Source organism: Streptomyces sp. NPDC046712, assembly GCF_040645695.1.
GTDB lineage: Bacteria > Actinomycetota > Actinomycetes > Streptomycetales > Streptomycetaceae > Streptomyces.
This window is the reverse complement of record NZ_JBEYYW010000025.1, coordinates 89,298-106,006: the sequence shown is the minus strand read 5'-3', so window position 1 is coordinate 106,006 and position 16,709 is coordinate 89,298. Positions and strand designations below refer to the sequence as shown.

Annotated in this window: 21 protein-coding genes and 3 tRNA genes; 8 read left to right on the top strand and 16 right to left on the bottom strand. The window is 71.7% G+C overall.

Annotated features, from left to right (window positions below; translation table 11 throughout):
* Positions 1-61 precede the first annotated feature (61 nt).
* On the top strand, positions 62-1,105 hold the full coding sequence (locus tag ABZ939_RS28215; RefSeq protein ID WP_361860954.1) for an adenosine deaminase: 1,044 nt from the start codon (positions 62-64) through the stop codon (positions 1,103-1,105).
* Between the two features lie 37 nt (positions 1,106-1,142).
* Here the strand turns inward: ABZ939_RS28215 and ABZ939_RS28210 are convergent, their stop codons facing one another.
* Positions 1,143-1,748, bottom strand: a complete 606-nt coding sequence (locus ABZ939_RS28210) for a helix-turn-helix domain-containing protein (RefSeq protein WP_361860951.1) — start codon at positions 1,746-1,748, stop codon at positions 1,143-1,145.
* 87 nt (positions 1,749-1,835) lie between these two features.
* Here ABZ939_RS28210 and ABZ939_RS28205 point away from each other — a divergent pair, with 87 nt between their 5' ends.
* Positions 1,836-2,468 carry an NAD(P)H-binding protein gene (locus ABZ939_RS28205; protein ID WP_361860948.1) on the top strand — a complete coding sequence of 211 codons (633 nt, stop codon included), beginning with the start codon at positions 1,836-1,838 and terminating at the stop codon, positions 2,466-2,468.
* Between the two features lie 10 nt (positions 2,469-2,478).
* On the opposite strand, the gene ABZ939_RS28200 is transcribed toward ABZ939_RS28205, so the two are convergent.
* The 10 genes from ABZ939_RS28200 to ABZ939_RS28155 form a co-directional block, all read right to left on the bottom strand.
* Positions 2,479-3,387 carry a hypothetical protein gene (locus ABZ939_RS28200; RefSeq protein WP_361860945.1) on the bottom strand — a complete coding sequence of 303 codons (909 nt, stop codon included), beginning with the start codon at positions 3,385-3,387 and terminating at the stop codon, positions 2,479-2,481.
* Positions 3,387-3,899 carry a SigE family RNA polymerase sigma factor gene (locus ABZ939_RS28195; RefSeq protein ID WP_361860943.1) on the bottom strand — a complete coding sequence of 171 codons (513 nt, stop codon included), beginning with the start codon at positions 3,897-3,899 and terminating at the stop codon, positions 3,387-3,389. Before ABZ939_RS28195 ends, ABZ939_RS28200 begins: the two co-directional genes overlap by 1 nt.
* Positions 3,900-4,004: 105 nt before the next feature.
* Entirely contained in the window at positions 4,005-5,090 is a 1,086-nt protein-coding gene (locus ABZ939_RS28190) for a UDP-N-acetylmuramate dehydrogenase (RefSeq protein WP_361861041.1), read from the bottom strand.
* Between the two features lie 287 nt (positions 5,091-5,377).
* Entirely contained in the window at positions 5,378-6,808 is a 1,431-nt protein-coding gene (locus ABZ939_RS28185; RefSeq protein ID WP_361860940.1) for an MFS transporter, read from the bottom strand.
* A gap of 83 nt (positions 6,809-6,891) precedes the next feature.
* Positions 6,892-7,461 (bottom strand): TetR/AcrR family transcriptional regulator, encoded by a 570-nt coding sequence (locus tag ABZ939_RS28180; RefSeq protein WP_361860938.1) that lies wholly within the window; start codon positions 7,459-7,461, stop codon positions 6,892-6,894.
* Between the two features lie 89 nt (positions 7,462-7,550).
* Positions 7,551-7,979 carry a MaoC family dehydratase gene (locus ABZ939_RS28175; RefSeq protein ID WP_361860935.1) on the bottom strand — a complete coding sequence of 143 codons (429 nt, stop codon included), beginning with the start codon at positions 7,977-7,979 and terminating at the stop codon, positions 7,551-7,553.
* Between the two features lie 2 nt (positions 7,980-7,981).
* Positions 7,982-8,434 carry a MaoC family dehydratase N-terminal domain-containing protein gene (locus tag ABZ939_RS28170; protein WP_361860932.1) on the bottom strand — a complete coding sequence of 151 codons (453 nt, stop codon included), beginning with the start codon at positions 8,432-8,434 and terminating at the stop codon, positions 7,982-7,984.
* An 82-nt stretch (positions 8,435-8,516) separates the two neighbouring features.
* The gene (gene rpmG / locus ABZ939_RS28165) at positions 8,517-8,681 is read right to left on the bottom strand and encodes a 50S ribosomal protein L33 (RefSeq protein WP_003956487.1); all 165 of its coding nucleotides are present in this window, start codon (positions 8,679-8,681) and stop codon (positions 8,517-8,519) included.
* Between the two features lie 89 nt (positions 8,682-8,770).
* Positions 8,771-8,843, bottom strand: a tRNA-Met gene (locus ABZ939_RS28160).
* Between the two features lie 44 nt (positions 8,844-8,887).
* Positions 8,888-8,960 (bottom strand) — tRNA-Thr (locus ABZ939_RS28155).
* 241 nt (positions 8,961-9,201) lie between these two features.
* Here ABZ939_RS28155 and ABZ939_RS28150 point away from each other — a divergent pair.
* On the top strand, positions 9,202-10,470 hold the full coding sequence (locus ABZ939_RS28150) for an amidohydrolase family protein (protein WP_361860929.1): 1,269 nt from the start codon (positions 9,202-9,204) through the stop codon (positions 10,468-10,470).
* 2 nt (positions 10,471-10,472) lie between these two features.
* A complete protein-coding gene (locus tag ABZ939_RS28145) occupies positions 10,473-11,129 on the top strand; it encodes an SDR family oxidoreductase (RefSeq protein WP_361860926.1) in 657 nt (218 codons plus the stop codon).
* 99 nt (positions 11,130-11,228) lie between these two features.
* Here the strand turns inward: ABZ939_RS28145 and ABZ939_RS28140 are convergent.
* Positions 11,229-11,310 (bottom strand) — tRNA-Tyr (locus ABZ939_RS28140).
* 183 nt (positions 11,311-11,493) lie between these two features.
* Here ABZ939_RS28140 and ABZ939_RS28135 point away from each other — a divergent pair.
* The 3 genes from ABZ939_RS28135 (at position 11,494) to ABZ939_RS28125 (ending at position 13,213) form a co-directional block, all read left to right on the top strand.
* Positions 11,494-11,982: a YajQ family cyclic di-GMP-binding protein gene (locus tag ABZ939_RS28135; protein WP_147980723.1), complete on the top strand. Its 489-nt coding sequence runs from the start codon at positions 11,494-11,496 to the stop codon at positions 11,980-11,982.
* A gap of 89 nt (positions 11,983-12,071) precedes the next feature.
* Positions 12,072-12,572 carry a methylated-DNA--[protein]-cysteine S-methyltransferase gene (locus tag ABZ939_RS28130; RefSeq protein ID WP_361860923.1) on the top strand — a complete coding sequence of 167 codons (501 nt, stop codon included), beginning with the start codon at positions 12,072-12,074 and terminating at the stop codon, positions 12,570-12,572.
* On the top strand, positions 12,572-13,213 hold the full coding sequence (locus ABZ939_RS28125; protein ID WP_361860920.1) for an alpha-ketoglutarate-dependent dioxygenase AlkB: 642 nt from the start codon (positions 12,572-12,574) through the stop codon (positions 13,211-13,213). The genes ABZ939_RS28130 and ABZ939_RS28125 overlap by 1 nt, the downstream gene beginning before the upstream one ends.
* Here ABZ939_RS28125 and ABZ939_RS28120 read toward each other — a convergent pair.
* Entirely contained in the window at positions 13,210-13,479 is a 270-nt protein-coding gene (locus ABZ939_RS28120; protein ID WP_361861038.1) for a GlsB/YeaQ/YmgE family stress response membrane protein, read from the bottom strand. The genes ABZ939_RS28125 and ABZ939_RS28120 overlap by 4 nt on opposite strands.
* Before the next feature lie 57 nt (positions 13,480-13,536).
* Between ABZ939_RS28120 and ABZ939_RS28115 the strand changes: the two genes are divergently transcribed.
* Positions 13,537-14,775: an APC family permease gene (locus ABZ939_RS28115; protein WP_361860917.1), complete on the top strand. Its 1,239-nt coding sequence runs from the start codon at positions 13,537-13,539 to the stop codon at positions 14,773-14,775.
* 16 nt (positions 14,776-14,791) lie between these two features.
* Here the strand turns inward: ABZ939_RS28115 and ABZ939_RS28110 are convergent, their stop codons facing one another.
* The 3 genes from ABZ939_RS28110 to mscL all read right to left on the bottom strand — a co-directional run bounded on the left by ABZ939_RS28110 (position 14,792) and on the right by mscL (position 16,688).
* Positions 14,792-15,202 (bottom strand): YccF domain-containing protein, encoded by a 411-nt coding sequence (locus tag ABZ939_RS28110; RefSeq protein ID WP_361860915.1) that lies wholly within the window; start codon positions 15,200-15,202, stop codon positions 14,792-14,794.
* Complete coding sequence (gene htpX / locus ABZ939_RS28105) at positions 15,199-16,062, bottom strand: zinc metalloprotease HtpX (protein WP_361860912.1); 864 nt, start codon at positions 16,060-16,062, stop codon at positions 15,199-15,201. Before htpX ends, ABZ939_RS28110 begins: the two co-directional genes overlap by 4 nt.
* A 173-nt stretch (positions 16,063-16,235) precedes the next feature.
* On the bottom strand, positions 16,236-16,688 hold the full coding sequence (mscL, locus tag ABZ939_RS28100; RefSeq protein ID WP_361860909.1) for a large conductance mechanosensitive channel protein MscL: 453 nt from the start codon (positions 16,686-16,688) through the stop codon (positions 16,236-16,238).
* Between the last annotated feature and the right edge of the window lie 21 nt (positions 16,689-16,709).

The window sequence follows — 16,709 nt, the reverse complement described above, 5'->3', positions numbered from 1 at the left end:
GCAAGGTCCCGATCGGGGAAAGGGGCTGTATTCGTCCATTCGGGTGCGGCAAGATCCTTCAATGGAGCACGTTTCCGAGCACGCCGTCCGTGACATCAGCCTGCTGCCCAAGGCGCATCTGCACCTGCACTTCACCGGTTCGATGCGGCCCACGACCCTCCTCGAACTGGCCGACAAGTACGGCGTCCACCTCCCGGAGGCGCTGAGCAGCGGCACCCCGCCGAAGCTGCGGGCGACCGATGAGCGCGGCTGGTTCCGGTTCCAGCGTCTGTACGACATCGCCCGGTCCTGCCTGCGGGAGCCGGAGGACATCCGGCGTCTGGTCCGCGAGGCGGCGCAGGAGGACGTACGGGACGGCTCGGGGTGGCTGGAGATCCAGGTCGACCCGACCTCGTACGCTCCGCTCCTCGGCGGTCTGATCCCGGCCATGGAGATCATCCTGGACGCGGTCGACACGGCCGCGCGCGAGACCGGGCTCGGGATGCGGGTCCTGGTGGCCGCGAACCGGATGAAGCATCCGCTGGAGGCCCGCACCCTGGCGCGGCTCGCGGTGCGGTACGCCGAGCGGGGCGTGGTCGGTTTCGGGCTCTCCAACGACGAGCGCCGGGGCATGGCCCGTGACTTCGACCGCGCCTTCGCGATCGCGCGTGAGGGCGGTCTGCTGGCGGCCCCGCACGGCGGGGAGCTGACGGGGCCGTCGTCCGTACGGGACTGCCTGGACGACCTCCGGGCGGCGCGCGTGGGTCACGGGGTGCGGGCGGCGGAGGACCCGCGGGTGCTGCGCAAGCTCGCCGAGAAGGGTGTGACCTGCGAGGTCTGCCCGGCGTCCAACGTGGCCCTCGGGGTCTACGAGAAGCACGAGGACGTGCCGCTCCGCGCGCTCTTCGAGGCGGGCGTCCCGATGGCCCTGGGCGCGGACGACCCCCTGCTCTTCGGCTCGCGCCTCGCGGCCCAGTACGAGATCGCCCGCCGCCACCACGCCTTCACGGACGCGGAACTGGCGGAACTGGCGCGCCAGTCGGTACGGGGTTCGGCGGCCCCGGAGGACGTCAGGCAGAAGCTCCTCTCCGGCATCGACGACTGGCTGACGACCCCGCCCGCCTGAAGCGTGCGCGTGCACGCCGTGGGGTGAACGCGCGCCGTCACGTCCGTGGGGCGATGCCCGTCAGCAAGGTTCGGGCGATCGACGTCGCGAAGGTGTCGAGGTCCTGCGGCGGCTCCTTGCCGACCTTCGCGTCGTAGGCGAAGGCCCGCTGAGAGCACGCACCGAGCAGCAGTGACGCCGCCGCGAAGGTGTCCGCGCCGGCGTCGACACGCCCCGCCGCCTGCTCGGCACGCAGATAGGCGTCGAGGCTCTCCAGCGGGCGGTGCGGACCGGCGTCGAGCCGCCGCATCGACGCGTCGTGGCGGGCCTTGAGCCGGGTCTCGGCATAGAGCGAGGCGGCGATCGGGAAGCTCTCGGCATAGAAGAGGGCGGCCTGGCGGGCGATCTCGGTGAGGTTCTCCTCCACCGTGCGCCTCCCCGGTTCGGCGGCCAGTGACGCGAGCAGCGGTGCCAGCTTGGGGAGGCGTTCGGTCAGGACGGCGACGAAGAGCTCCTCCTTGCCCGCGAAGTACTTGTAGAGCGCCGCCTCCGAGCAGCCGGCGCCCCGCGCGATCTCCTTGGTGGTCGTACGGGCGAGGCCCACGGTGGTCCACAGCTCGTGTGCCGCGTCGAGGATGCGTTCCCGCGTGGGTTTCTTCTCCATGGTTTCTCCAACCGCGCTTGACGAGTGGGTGAGTACACACTCACTCTAGGGGTGAGTGAACACTCACCCACCCCAGGAGGGTTCGACATGAAGCTCACAGTCTTCGGTGCGACCGGTGGCATCGGCCAGGAGATCGTCCGTCAGGCACTGGCCTCGGGCCATGAGGTCACGGCGGTGGTGCGGGACCCGGCGCGGTTCGCGGTCACCGGCGAGCGGCTGGAGGTCCACCGGGCGGACCTCACGGACCCCGACACCCTGCGCGGGGCCGTCGCGGGCAAGGACGCGGTGCTCTCCGGGCTCGGCGCCCGCGGCCGCTCGGACGCCGGCGTCGCCACGAAGCTCACCCGCTCCGTCCTCGCCGCCATGGACGCGGAGGGCGTCCGCCGCCTGCTGGTGGTCAGCGCCGCCCCCCTCGGCCCCACCCCGGACGGGCAGACCGTCCTCGACAAGGCGGTGCTCGCGATCATCAACTCCGTCCTGAAGGACATCTACGACGACCTGCGCGTCATGGAGCACGACCTGGCGGCCAGCGCCACCGACTGGACGTCCGTCCGCCCGCCCAAGCTGACGAACAAGCCGCTGACGGGCCGCTACCGCTCGGTCGTCGGCGGCAACCCGCCCCGCGGCCGCTCCCTCGCCCGCGCCGATGTCGCCCACGCCATGCTGGCGATGATCGACGACCCGGCGACGGTCAAGCAGGGCGTCGGCGTGGCGTACTGAGGCGGGTGGGCTACCCGCAGTCGTCGCCCCGCGCCTCCACCGGGCGGTACGTCGTCGTCCGCGGGCTCTCGCCGGGCGGGCCCGGCCACTCCAGGACCGCGGTCCGCTCGGAGGTCAGGGTCATGAAGGCCGCCAGCGGAAGGTCGTTCACCCAGTCGACGATCGTCTCCGTCCCCTCCTCGCGCTCGGCCCGCCACAGCCGCCCGGCGAAGACCGCGTAGCGCGTACCGCACTCCTTGGTCATGTCGTACGGGTACCGGACGCCGAGCCCAGGCCGGTCCGGGCCGAGCGTGGCCGCCGGCGCGTCCCCGTACCGCCGCTCGGGCTCCTGGCCGAGGCACTCCGGCGCCGGCCCGGCCAGCAGGCGGAAGCCGATCGCCGGCAGGGAGGGCGTGTCCGTCTCGAAGACGGCCGTGTCCGGCTCGGAGCGGGAACGCCGGCCGTCCGTCCAGCTCATGTACCCCCGCATACGGTCCCCCGCCCACCTCACCGTGGCCGAGGATCCGCCGTCGGCCCGCTCCCAGACCCGCCCGCCGAAGACCGCGTACCGCAGATCGCAGACGGCGGACAGGTCGTAGCGGTAGCGCACGTTCTCCACCGGCGCGCGGGGCCCGGTGTCCAGCGGGTCGCCCGGCCCGGAAGGAGGCTGTGGGCGGTACTTCCCCTCGTACGGATACGCGGGTGCGGAGGGCCCGTCGGTCGGGCCCGAAGGGAGGGCCGGCGGGGACGGCTCCGACCAGCGGACGCCCAGCACCGAGCCTCCCGCGACCACGAGCGTCGCCGCTCCCGCCGCGAGCGAGCGCCGTACCTGCCGGATCCGCCGCCCGCGCCCCACGATCGCGCCGAGGGGTGCCGGTCCGGCGTTCCCCTCGGCCAGCTCGCGCAGCCCGCGCCTCAGGGAGCCCTCGGAGTCGTCCATCACGCGCCCCTTCCCGCGTATCCGGCGAGCGCGCCCCCGGCACGCAGCCGTTCCAAGGCCCTGTTGGTGCGGCTCTTGACCGTCCCGGGCGAGCAGCCGAGCAGCTCGGCCGTCTGTTCCACGGACAGGTCCTCGTAGAAGCGGAGCACCACCACCGCGCGCTGTGCGCGCGGCAGGGTCGCGAGCGCACGGGCCAGTTCGAGGCGCGCGTCGGCGCCGCCGGCCATGTCGTGGGTGTCGGGTGCGCTGTCGCTGCCGGGGCGCACGACCTCGGTGTGCCAGCGGCGACGGCGCCAGGTCGCGTAGAGATTGACGACGACCTTGCGGGCGTACGCCTGGGGCGAGTCCCAGCGGGCCGAGCCGCCCCAGCGCAGATAGACCTTGACCAGCGCCGCCTGGACGAGGTCCTCGGCGGCGTGCGGATCACCGGTCAGGAGCCGGGCGGTGCGCAGCAGCGAGGCGTACGCCGACTCCGCGAACGCGGCGAAATCCGGTGGGCCCGTCCCCTCCACCGTTCCCCCTCGACGAGCGTGCGGCCCCCGCTCTCCGGGAGCCTGTCACTCACTCGACAACCTGGGGAGCCCGGAGGGTTCCACGGAATGCCCGGATCGGAACGCTCAGATGCTGACGCCGACCGTCACCGGCTCGTTGACGAGCGTGATCCCGAAGGCGTCGCGCACCCCAGCGACGACCTCGCGGGCGAGCGCGAGGAGGTCCTCAGTGGTGGCCTCGCCCCGGTTGGTGAGGGCGAGGGTGTGCTTGGTGGAGATACGGGCGGGGCCGGAGCCGTACCCCTTGGTGAAGCCGGCCTTGTCGATCAGCCAGGCGGCCGAGGTCTTGACCTGCCCGTCCTCGCCCGCGGGGAAGGCCGGCGGGGTCACGTCCGGGCCGAGCCGCTCGGTCGCCCGCGCGAGGAAGGTCTCGTACTCCCCCGGCGTCAGGATCGGGTTGGTGAAGAAGGAGCCGGCGGACCAGGTGTCGTGGTCCTCGGGGTCCAGGACCATGCCCTTCCCGGCCCGCAGCTTCAGGACGGTCTCGCGGGCCTGGGCGAGCGGGACGCGGTCGCCGGCCTCGACGCCGAGGGCTCGGGCGGTCTCGGCGTACTTGATCGGCGCGGAGAGACCGGCCGCGTCCTCCAGCTCGAAGCGGACGCGCAGCACGACGTAGCGGTCCGGAACGGCCTTGAAGCGGCTGTGGCGGTACGAGAAGGAGCACTCGGCGTTGGTGAGGGTGACCGTCTCGTCGGCCCGGCGGTCGTAGGCGACGACCTCGGTGATGGTGGCGGACACCTCCTGGCCGTACGCGCCGACGTTCTGGATCGGGGTCGCGCCCGCGGATCCGGGGATCCCGGCCAGGCACTCGATCCCGGCGAGCCCGGCCTCGACCGTGCGCGCCACGGCGTCCGTCCAGACCTCGCCGGCGGCCAGCTCCAGCTTCGTGCCGTCCAGCGCGAAGCCGGTGGTGGCGATGCGCAGGGCGGTCCCGTCGAAGCCCTTGTCGCCGATGACCAGGTTGGATCCGCCACCGATGACGAGCAGCGGGGTACCCGTGGCGTCCGCCTCGCGGACCGTGGCGATCACCTCGTCGTCGGTGGTGGCCGTGACGAGCCGGGTCGCGGGGCCGCCGAGCCGGAAGGTGGTCAGGGGGGCGAGGGGGGCGTCGTGGAGAAGCTGCACGGGCTCAAGAGTACGGGCCGACCGCAGATCCCCTTGCGCGCGCGATGGGATCTGGGCCGCGCCCCGGAGCCTGCGGGAGGCTCCGTCGGCCGCGCCCCGGGGCCCGGGGGAAGGCCCCGCCGGCCGCGCCCCGGGACCTGCGGAAGGCCCCGCCGGCCACACATTGGGGCCCGCGGGAGGCTCCGCCGGCCGCACCCGGGGCCCGGGGGAGGGTCCACCCGCCGCGCCCCGGAGCCTGCGGGAGGCTCCGCGTGCTGCGGGCCCCGGACGGAGCGGGCCCTTCCGGCTCGGCCGGAAGGGCGACCAGCTCACCGTCACGCGGCGATCAGCTCAGGCTTCTCGGCCTCGGCCTCGGCCGCCGCCGCGGCCCGGCGCCGCGACGGTACGAACAGCGCCGCCACCGCACCCAGGGCCACCATCCCCGCCCCGACCCACAGCGCGGGCTCCAGGCCGTCCACGAACCGCTGCGCCGACTCGTACCCGCCCTGGGCGGCGAAGATCGAGGCCATCACCGCGACACCGAGGGCGCCGCCGACCTCTCGCAGGGCGTTGTTGGCGCCGGACGCGATGCCCTGCTCGGACGGGCGGACGCTGGACATCACGAGGTTGGCCGCCGGCGCGAAGTACAGCGCCATTCCGACGCCGCTCACGATCAGGGCGGGGAGCTGGGCGGCGTACGAGACGTCGGGGGTGACGACGAGCGCGAACCAGGCGAGGCCGAGAGCCTGGAGGGCGAGCCCCGCGGCGACGACCGGGCGGCCGCCGATCCGGTCGGAGAGGGCGCCCGCGAGCGGCGCGACGATCATCGGCATACCGGTCCAGGGCAGCATCCGCAGGCCGGCCTCGGTCGGCGAGTAGCCGAGCACGCCCTGCATGTACTGGCTGAGCAGGAAGATCGAGCCGAACATGCCGAGGAACATCAGCAGGCTGGCCGCGTTGATCCCGGAGAAGGCACGGTCGCGGAAGAGCCGCATGGGCAGCATCGGCGCCTTGCCGTGGATGCCGTGGTGGATGAATCCGCCGATGAGCGCGGAGCCGGCGATCAGTCCGGTGAGAACGGTGGCGGAGGTCCAGCCGTCGATCGGGCCGCGGATCAGTCCGTACACGATGCCGAACAGGCCGCCGCTGGCGAGGAGCGTGCCGACGAGGTCGAGGCGGGCGCCGGTGCCGTGCGACTCGGCGAGGCGCAGCCGGGCGAGCGGCAGGAGGGCGAGGCCGAGCGGGACGTTCAGCCAGAAGATCCACTGCCAGGAGATGTGCTCGGTGAGTGTGCCGCCGATGAGGGGTCCGGAGGCGACGGCGAGTCCGTTGACGGCGCCCCATATGCCGAACGCCATCCCACGCTTGGCGGCCGGGACGGCCGCGGTGAGCAGGGTGAGGGTGAGCGGCATCATGATCGCGGCGCCCACGCCCTGGACGGCGCGTGCGGCGATCAGCGCGTCGATGCCGGGCGCGAGCGCGGCCGCGGCGGAGGCGCCGGTGAAGACGGCGAGTCCGACGACGAAGAGCCGGCGGCGGCCGAAGCGGTCGCCGAGGGCGGCGCCGAACATCAGCAGCACGGCGAAGGTGAGGGTGTACGCGCTCACCGTCCATTCGAGGTCGTGCAGCGCTCCCCCGAGGTCCTCGCGGATCGAGGGCAGGGCGGTGGTGACGACGAGGTTGTCGAGGGCCGCCATGAAGCCGGCGACGCTGGTGATGACGAGGGCCCAGGCGGCGGAACCGCGGCGGGCTGCTGGCTGGTTCATTGCGTGCCTCTCAGGTCTCAGGTTAGTTATTGATGACTAACTTTCGCGATCATGAAAAACCGGTACGCATCACGCGGAAGGCGTTACTTCTCCAGACGACCGAGGCGACGGGCGGAGGGGTAGAACCCCTCCCAGACCCGGTGCTCGGGCGGAAATCCCATGGCGACGAGGGTGTTGACGAGCATGCCGTACGCCAGGAAGGTCGTGGTCTCGTTGACGTCCGCGCCGAGCGGCAGGTGGACGGTCTCCCAGAGCTCCATCCAGCCGGCCCGGACGGCCTCGCCGAACTCGTGGTCACCGGCCTCCTCCGCGGCGGCCACCGCGACGTAGACCTGCATCTGCATCAGGAGCCGGTCCGGCTGCTCGGCGATGAGCCGGGTGTAGGCGTTGGCCATGGCATGCAGGGCCTCCTCCCCCGTCAGCCCCTCGGCGGCCTCCTGGAAGACCCGTCGGGTGTCCGCCAGGCAGCGCTCGGACGCCGCCAGGAAGATCGCCTTCTTACCGGGGAAGAGACGGAAGAGGTACGGCTGCGAGACACCGACGCGCTTGGCGATCGCGTCGGTGGACGTGCCGTAGTACCCGCCGCGGCTGAACTCGCTCATCGCCGCGCGGATGACGCTCTCGCGCCGCTCCTCCGCACTCATCCTGACCATGCGAATAAGTTAGTACTCAATCACTAACTTGGTCAAGGGGGAGCCGAGGGCGACCGCATCCCGCGGCCACCCCCGGTCTCTGCCGGTCTCTACGCGAGCCTGACCACGGCCCGGGACATGCCCAGAACCTTCTGGCCCGCCGACATCGCGGTCAGATCCACCCGGACCTGGTTGTCGTCCAGCTTGGCCGCGACCTTGGCGCTGACCTCGATCAGGGCGCCCTTGTCGTCGTTCGGCACGACCACCGGCTTGGTGAAGCGCACGCCGTACTCGACGACGGCCGCCGGGTCGCCGGCCCAGTCGGTCACGACGCGGATCGCCGCGGCCATGGTGAACATGCCGTGCGCGATGACGTCCGGCAGGCCGACCCCGACCGCGAACTTCTCGTTCCAGTGGATCGGGTTGAAGTCCCCGGAGGCGCCGGCGTACTGCACCAGCGTGGCGCGCGTCACGGGGAAGGACTGCGCCGGCAGCTCCGTGCCGACCTCGACCTCGTCGTAAGTGATCTTCGCGGTCATCCTCAGACCTCCTCGGGGGCGCGGGACACGAGCTTGGTCCACGCGGTCACGACGTGCTCGCCGGTCTCGTCGTGGACCTCGCCGCGGATGTCCAGGATGTCGTTGCCCGCCATCGACTTGATCGCCTCGATGGTGGAGGTGACCGACAGCCGGTCCCCCGCCCGCACCGGCCGGGTGTACGCGAACTTCTGGTCGCCGTGCACGACTCGGCTGTAGTCCAGGCCCAGCTGCGGGTCCTCGACGACCTGCCCCGCGGCCTTGAACGTGATCGCAAACACAAAAGTCGGCGGGGCGATCACATCGGGGTGACCGAGCGTCTTCGCCGCTTCCTGATCGACGTAGGCGGGATTCGCGTCGCCGATCGCCTCGGCGAACTCGCGGATCTTCTCGCGGCCGACCTCGTAGGGCGCGGTGGGCGGATAGGTCCGGCCCACGAAGGACTGGTCGAGCGCCATGGACTCGATACCTCCTGGATTTGTTGCCGACAAACGACACGAGGCCGCCCCCTGGTGGGGACGGCCTCGTGTACGAGCCTGATTAGCGCGTCTCGCGGTGCGCAGTGTGCGAGTTGCAGCGAGGGCAGTGCTTCTTCATCTCAAGACGGTCCGGGTTGTTACGCCGGTTCTTCTTGGTGATGTAGTTCCGCTCCTTGCACTCCACGCAGGCCAGCGTGATCTTCGGGCGGACGTCGGTGGCAGCCACGTGAGTGCTCCTTGGACGGACGGATGGACGGATGAACGCATAGAAGAGTAGCCGATCGAAGGACCGACCCCACAATCGGCTACTGTGTGTAGCGGTGACCGGACTTGAACCGGTGACACAGCGATTATGAGCCGCTTGCTCTACCGACTGAGCTACACCGCTTTGATGATCTGGATCCCGCCCGAAGGCGGGCTCCTTCTCACCAGAGCCCCAATACGGAATCGAACCGTAGACCTTCTCCTTACCATGGAGACGCTCTACCGACTGAGCTATTGGGGCGAGCGATGAAGACATTACACGGTCCTCCGCCGATCGCCCAAATCCGTTTCCCGGCCCTCCCCCGAGGCTCCCCGAGCGCTCCTGCTCACACGTCCCGTACGCCACACGTGGCCTCATCAGTACGACTATTGCGCTCCTCCTCGAAGGGCGGCCCGACCGCCCCTAGGCTCGGCCCCACGCTGCGTGATCTTGATCTTGAGCTGGAACGTGAGCTGGAACTTGAGGAGCCGTGAGGAGCCCGATGTCAGCCGACAGCAAGCAGCCCCAGCCGCCCGACGACTGGGCCGCCGCCACCGCCGACTCCACCTCGCTCCTGCTCTCCAACGCCCGGCTCACCGACGGACGGACGGTCGACGTCCGGCTCGGCGGCGGCCGGATCGAGGCCGTGGGCACGGCCGGCAGCCTCACCGCCGTCGGCGCCCGCGTGGACCTCGCCGGCTATCTGCTGCTCCCCGCCCCCGCGGAGCCGCACGCGCACGCCGACACCGCCCTCAGCGCCGACTCCCCGGGCCCCGTCTCGTACGCCCCCGAGGAGGTGCAGCGACGGGCCACCGAGGCCGCGCTGCTGCAGCTCGGCCACGGCGCGACCGCGCTGCGCGCGCACGTCCGGATCGGCGACGTACAGGGCCTGGGGCCCCTCGAAGCCGTCCTCCAGGCCCGGCGCTCGCTGCGCGGCCTGGCGGACCTGACGACGGTCGCGGTGCCCCGGGTGCTCACCGGCGTGGCGGGCGCGGACGGCCTCGCGATGCTGCGGGACGCCCTGAAGATGGGCGCGGGCGTGGTGGGCGGCTGCCCGGACCTCGACCCCGACCCGGCCGGGTACGTGGAGGCGGTCCTGGAGGTGGCGGCGGAGCACGGCTGCCCGGTCGATCTGCACACCGACGGCGACGACCCGGCGCGGCTCGCCCGGCTGGCGGCGATGGCGGGCGGGCTGCGGCCCGGGGTGACGATCGGGCCGTGCGCGGGCCTGGCCCGGCTGCCCGCGGAGGCGGCGCGACGGGCCGCCGACCAACTGGCGGCGGCCGGTGTGACGGTGGTCTGCCTCCCGCAGGGCGGCTGCGGGGCGACCGAGCTGCGCGGCGCCCCACCGGTCCGGCTGCTGCGGGCCGCGGGGGTGCGGCTCGCGGCGGGCGGCGGGGCGCTGCGGGACGTCTCCAACCCGGTGGGGCGCGGGGACCCGCTGGAGGCCGCGTATCTGCTGGCCTCGCTGGGCGGACTGCCGGCCGTGGACGCGTACGGGGCGGTGAGCGCGGCGGCCCGTACGGCGATGGGGCTGGCGGAGGTACGGGTGGAGGCCGGGTTCCCGGCCGAGCTGCTCGCGGTGCGCGGGGAGCGCCTCTCGGGCGTGCTGTCCCTCGCGTACAGCCGGATCGTGGTCCACCGGGGCCGCGTGGTGGCGCGGACGAGCGCGGTGCGGGAGTACTGCGACTCGGCGGCGGCGCTCGACCTGCCGCGCCAGGCCCGTCCGGAGCCGGGAAGCCCTCCGGCCGGTCCCGTCGTACGGTCGTGAGTATGCGCATTGTCATCGCTGGAGGACACGGTCAGATCGCCCTGCGTCTGGAGCGGCTGCTCTCGGCTGCGGGGCACGAGCCGGCGGGGCTCATCCGCAATCCGGAGCAGGCGAACGACCTGCGTGCGGCGGGCGCCGAACCCGTCGTGCTGGACCTGGAGTCGGCGTCGGTGGAGATGGTCGCGGCGGTCCTGCAGGGCGCGGACGCGGCGGTCTTCGCGGCGGGCGCGGGCCCGGGCAGCGGCACCGCCCGCAAGGACACGGTGGACCGCGCGGCGGCGGTCCTCTTCGCCGACGCGGCGGAACGGGCGGGCGTACGCCGCTACCTGGTGGTCTCGTCCATGGGCGCCGACGCCACGCACAAGGGCGACGAGGTCTTCGACGCCTACCTGCGCGCCAAGGGCGCGGCGGACGACTCCGTGCGCGCCCGCGAGGGCCTGGACTGGACGATCCTGCGCCCCGGCATGCTGACGAACGACGCCGGCACGGGCCTGGTCCGTCTGGGGGCCTCGACGGGCCGCGGGCCGATCCCCCGCGACGACGTGGCGGCGGTCCTGGCGGAACTCCTGGAGACACCGGCGACGGCCGGCCTGACCCTGGAAGTGATCAGCGGCTCGATCCCGGTGTCGGTGGCGGTGAAGGACATGGCGGGCAACTGACCCACCGCGCGAAAGGCCGCCCGCCCGAGGCCGCCGGACAGCGCCGTCGCACAAAGAAGAAGGTCCCCGGTGCAAGCACCGGGGACCTTCTCTATCGCGTGGCGGCGCCAGGATTCGAACCTGGGTAGGCTAAGCCGACGGATTTACAGTCCGCTCCCATTGGCCACTCGGGCACACCGCCATGGGATGTCGCTGCTCGGAGCCGCTTTTCGGCGGTGCTCCGTGGCAACGACGTAAACGATACCTGATCCTCAGGGGTGCTTCGCCACCGGATTGATCAGCGGTTCGGGCGTGATCGGATGACTAGGCTTGCCTTCGTACGCCAACGCAACCGCAACGCATTCGACGCAAGGAGCCACACGTCATGGCCGACTCCAGTTTCGACATCGTCTCCAAGGTCGAGCGGCAGGAGGTCGACAACGCCCTCAACCAGGCCGCGAAGGAGATCTCGCAGCGCTACGACTTCAAGGGCACCGACGCCTCGATCTCCTGGTCGGGCGAGAAGATCCTGATGCAGGCGAACGGCGAGGAGCGCGTGAAGGCGATCCTCGACATCTTCGAGACCAAGCTGATCAAGCGCGGGATCTCGCTGAAGTCGCTGGACGCCGGTGAGCCGCAGCTGTCCGGCAAGGAGTACAAGATCTTCGCCACGATCGAGGAGGGCATCTCCCAGGAGAACGCCAAGAAGGTCGCGAAGGCCATCCGCGACGAGGGCCCCAAGGGCGTCAAGGCGCAGGTCCAGGGTGACGAGCTGCGGGTCAGCTCGAAGAGCCGGGACGACCTGCAGGCCGTGCAGGCGCTGCTCAAGGGCAAGGACTTCGACTTCGCGATCCAGTTCGTGAACTACCGCTAGTCACGAGCTGCGTGTCCGAAATCCGCCAGCCCCAGGGGCGGCGGGCCTCGCACACTGGACGCGGAGTGAGCGCGAGGAGAGGAACTGCCATGACGGTGTACGCGTACGTCGAGGGGCCACTGGGCGAGATGCTGCTCGTCGGGCGGGGCACCGGCGAGGAAGGGCGCACCGCGCTGGTCTCGCTGTCGCTGCCCGGGCAGAAGGGTGCCGCCGCCGTCGAGGACGGCTGGCGGCACGCGCCCGAGGCCTTCGAGGAGATCGCCGGGCAGCTGGCCGAGTACTTCGCGGGGCGACGCGAGCGGTTCGACATCGCGTACGCGGACGGGGGGACGGAGTTCCAGCGGCGCGTGTGGCGGGCCCTGGAGGAGATCCCGTACGGCGCCACCGTCTCGTACGGGGACATCGCCCGGCAGGTGGGTTCCTCCGGGGCCGGGGTGCGGGCCGTCGGCACCGCGATCGGGCGCAACCCGCTGCTGGTGGTGCGGCCCTGCCACCGGGTGATCGGCGCGGACGGGAGTCTGCGCGGGTACGCGGCGGGCCTGGAGCGCAAGGAGCGGCTGCTCGGGCTCGAAGGCGCCCTGGTGGCGTGATGGACGGGCTGTTCGCCCGTGAGCGGGCGGAGGTCGCTCCGGGCGCGGTGCACGTGCCCGGGTGGCTGTCCCTGGACCGGCAGCGGGAGTTGGTGGCCGCCTGCCGGGAGTGGGGGCGTGGGCCCGTGCCGTACCGGCACACCGTGCTGCCGGGCGGCGGGGTGATGTCCGTGCAGTCGCTCTGCCTTGGGCGGCGCTGGGTGCCGTACCGCTATCTCGACACGGTGGGCGTCGAACTGCCCGACTGGTTGAGTGCGTTGGGGCGTGCGGCCGTGAGCGAGGCTTACGGGGAAGACGGCGGTTTTGCGCCCGACACCGCGCTGGTGAACTTCTACGACGCGGGCGCCGGCGCGAAGATGGGGCTGCACCAGGACAAGGAGGAGCGGTCCGGTGCGCCGGTGGTGTCGCTGAGCCTCGGCGACCGTTGCGTGTTCCGGTTCGGGAACACCGAGACCCGCGGGAAGCCGTACACCGACGTCGAGTTGGCGTCCGGGGATCTGTTCGTCTTCGGCGGGCCGTCGCGCTTCGCGTACCACGGGGTGTCCAAAGTCCTTCCCGGCACGGCCGATCCGGCGCTGGGACTGACCGGGCGGCTCAACATCACCCTGCGGGAGACCGGTCTCCGGGAGACCAGGCCTTAGCGCGAGCGTGAGTGGCCGAAGAGGATCCGGTACGCGATCAGCAGCACCAGCGAGCCGCCGATGGCCGAGAGCCAGGTGGCCGTGTCGTAGAAGCCGGTGGCGATCGGGCGGTCCAGGAAGGTCGACGAGATCCAGCCGCCGATGAAGGCGCCGGCTATGCCGATGAGGGTCGTGCCGATGAGCCCGCCCGGGTCGCGGCCGGGGAGCAGGACCTTGGCGACGACACCCGCGAGCAGGCCCAGGACGATCCAGCTGATGACGTTCATGCCGGGGAAGACGCGGGTGCGTCGGGCGCGGTTGCGGCGCACCGTAGTGTGCGGTGCATGACACAGGAACTGCGCCGCTCGCTCGGGGTCTTCGACGCCGTGGTCATCGGGCTCGGCTCGATGGTGGGCGCCGGCATCTTCGTCGCGCTCGGTCCTGCGGCCGGCGCGGCCGGTTCGGGGCTGCTGCCGGCGCTCGGGCTCGCCGCGCTCGTCGCGTACTGCAACGCGATGTCCTCGGCCCGGCTCGCCGCCGTGTACCCGGCGTCGGGGGGCACCTATGTGTACGGTCGCGAACGTCTCGGGCCGTTCTTCGGCCATCTGGCCGGCTGGGCGTTCATCGTCGGCAAGACGGCCTCGTGCGCGGCGATGGCGCTGACCGTCGGGGCCTACGTCTGGCCGGAGCAGGCGCATGCGGTGGCCGTCGCGGCCGTGGTGGCGCTGACGGCCGTGAACTACCGCGGTGTACAGAAGTCCGCCCTGCTCACGAGAGTGATCGTGGCGCTGGTCCTCGCGGTCCTGGCGGCCCTGATCGTCACTCTGGTGAGCACGGGTGAGGGTGACTTCGGGCGGCTCGCCCCGGGCGAGGACGTGACGGCCGGTGGGGTGCTCCAGGCGGCGGGGCTGCTGTTCTTCGCGTTCGCGGGGTACGCGCGGATCGCCACGCTCGGCGAGGAGGTGCGCGATCCGGCCCGGACGATCCCCCGGGCCGTCCCCGTGGCCCTCGGCATCGCGCTCGCCGTGTACGCGGCGGTCGCGGTGTGTGTCCTGGCCGTCCTCGGGCCACAGGCCCTGGCGGCCTCCGCCGCCCCGCTCGTGGACGCGGCCCGGGCGGCCGACGCCGGCTGGCTCGTCCCCGTCGTCACGGTCGGCGCGGCCGTCGCCGCGCTGGGCTCGCTGCTCTCACTGATCCTCGGGGTGTCCCGTACGACCCTGGCGATGGCCCGGGACGGTCGCCTTCCGGCCGGACTCGCCGCCGTCCACCCCCGCTTCCAGGTGCCGCACCGGGCGGAGCTCGCGGTCGGCGCGGTGGTGGCCGTGGTGGCGGCCACGGCGGACGTACGGGGCGCGATCGGCTTCTCGTCCTTCGGCGTGCTCGTCTACTACGGGATCGCCAACGCCTCCGCGTGGACGCTGGGCCGCTCGCACCGCCCGCTCGCCGCACTGGGCCTGGCCGGGTGCGGGGCGCTGGCGTTCGCGCTGCCGCCGGCCTCCGTCCTGGCCGGGGTCGGGGTCCTCGCGGTGGGGACGGTCGCGTACGCGGTCAGTCGAGGACGGCGCGAACACCCGCGTTCCTGAGGCATCGGGTTCTGCGTCAGCGGCCCGCGCCCGCGAATCCGTACGGGTACGCCTGGTCCGTGGGGACGATCTCCTTGCCCAGCGGCAGCAGCGAGACAGGGATCAGCTTGAAGTTCGCGATGCCGAGCGGGATGCCGATGATCGTGATGCAGAGCACGATGCCGGTGGTGATGTGGCCGAGCGCCAGCCACCAGCCCGCGAGGATCAGCCACAGCACGTTGCCCACGCAGGAGGCCGCGCCCGCGTCGCTGCGGTCCACGACCGTGTAGCCGAAGGGCCAGAGGGCGTAGACGCCGATACGGAAGGCGGCGAGACCGAAGGGGATGCCGATGATCGTGATGCACAGCAGGACGCCGGCCAGCATGTAGCCGAGGAACATCCAGAGGCCGCACAGGATCAGCCAGATGATGTTGAGGATTGTCTTCACGGGCGACGACCTGCCATCTGTTCGAGTCGGGCGATGCGCTCCGCCATCGGCGGGTGCGTCGAGAACATTTTCGAAACCCCTCTGCCCGCTCCGAAGGGGTTGGCAATCATCATGTGGCTTGCGGTCTCGATCCGGGGCTCGGGCGGCAGCGGCAGCTGCTTCGTGCCCGTCTCGAGCTTGCGCAGGGCGTTGGCGAGGGCGAGCGGGTCGCCGGTGAGCTGGGCGCCGGAGGCGTCCGCCTCGTACTCCCGCGAGCGGGAGATGGCGAGTTGGATGACCGAGGCGGCGACGGGGCCGAGGATCATGATCAGCAGCATGCCGAGCAGGCCTGGGCCGTCGTCGTCGCTGGAGCGGCCGATCGGGATCAGCCAGGCGAAGTTGACCAGGAACATGATCACGGAGGCGAGAGCTCCCGCGACCGAGGAGATCAGGATGTCCCGGTTGTAGACGTGGCTCAACTCGTGGCCGATGACGCCGCGCAGCTCGCGCTCGTCGAGGATCTGCAGGATGCCCTCGGTGCAGCACACGGCGGCGTTGCGCGGGTTGCGGCCGGTGGCGAAGGCGTTCGGGGCCTGGGTCGGCGAGATGTACAGCCGGGGCATCGGCTGGCGGGCCTGGGTGGAGAGCTCCCGCACCATCCTGTAGAGCTCGGGCGCCTCGAACTCGCTGACCGGCCGGGCCCGCATGGCCCGCAGGGCCAGCTTGTCGCTGTTCCAGTAGGCGTACGCGTTGGTGCCGAGCGCCACCACGAGCGCGACGATCAGCCCCGTACGCCCGAAGAAGCTGCCGATGAGAATGATGAGGGCCGAGAGCCCTCCGAGGAGTACGGCGGTCCTCAGCCCGTTGTGCCGGCGGTGCACGGTACGCCCTCCAAGTGGTGCGGCAGGGGAACCCTTTGCTCTGTGGTGGTCCTCCCCCAGACTTCGTCCGGGGGGACCTCCAGGTCCAGTGGACCCTCCCGTACAGGTCAACGCCAGGCGGGAGGCACGGGTTCCCCTGCCCTCGCAGGGGGCGCTGTGGGCCGTACGGGTGATCAGCGCGCGGCCGGGAGGCCCATCTTCTCCAGCGTGGTGGCGACGGGCTCGACCTCACTGGTGCAGTGGGCACAACGGGTGGCGATGGCCGGGATCTCGGAGAAGCAGTGGGGGCAGTCGCGCTTCTCGGACCTGGCGTCGGCCTCTTCCTTGGCGAACCTCTCCTGGACCTTCGCCATGGGGGCGACGATGAGGAAGTAGAGCACCCCGGCGGTGATCACGAACGCTATGGCGGCGGAGATCGCCAGACCGTACGGGAAGATCGTCTTGCCGACCGAGAACTTGGCCTCGCTGAAGTCGCCGACCGAGCCCGTGGCGAGGCCGATGAGCGGGGTGATGAACGCCTTGCTGAAGCCGGTCACGACCGCGGTGAAGGCCGATCCGACGGCCAGACCGATGGCCATCGAGACGACGTTGCCGCGGAGTATGAAGTCCTTGAAACCGTTCAGCACGGGTGAAGCTCCTTGATGCGT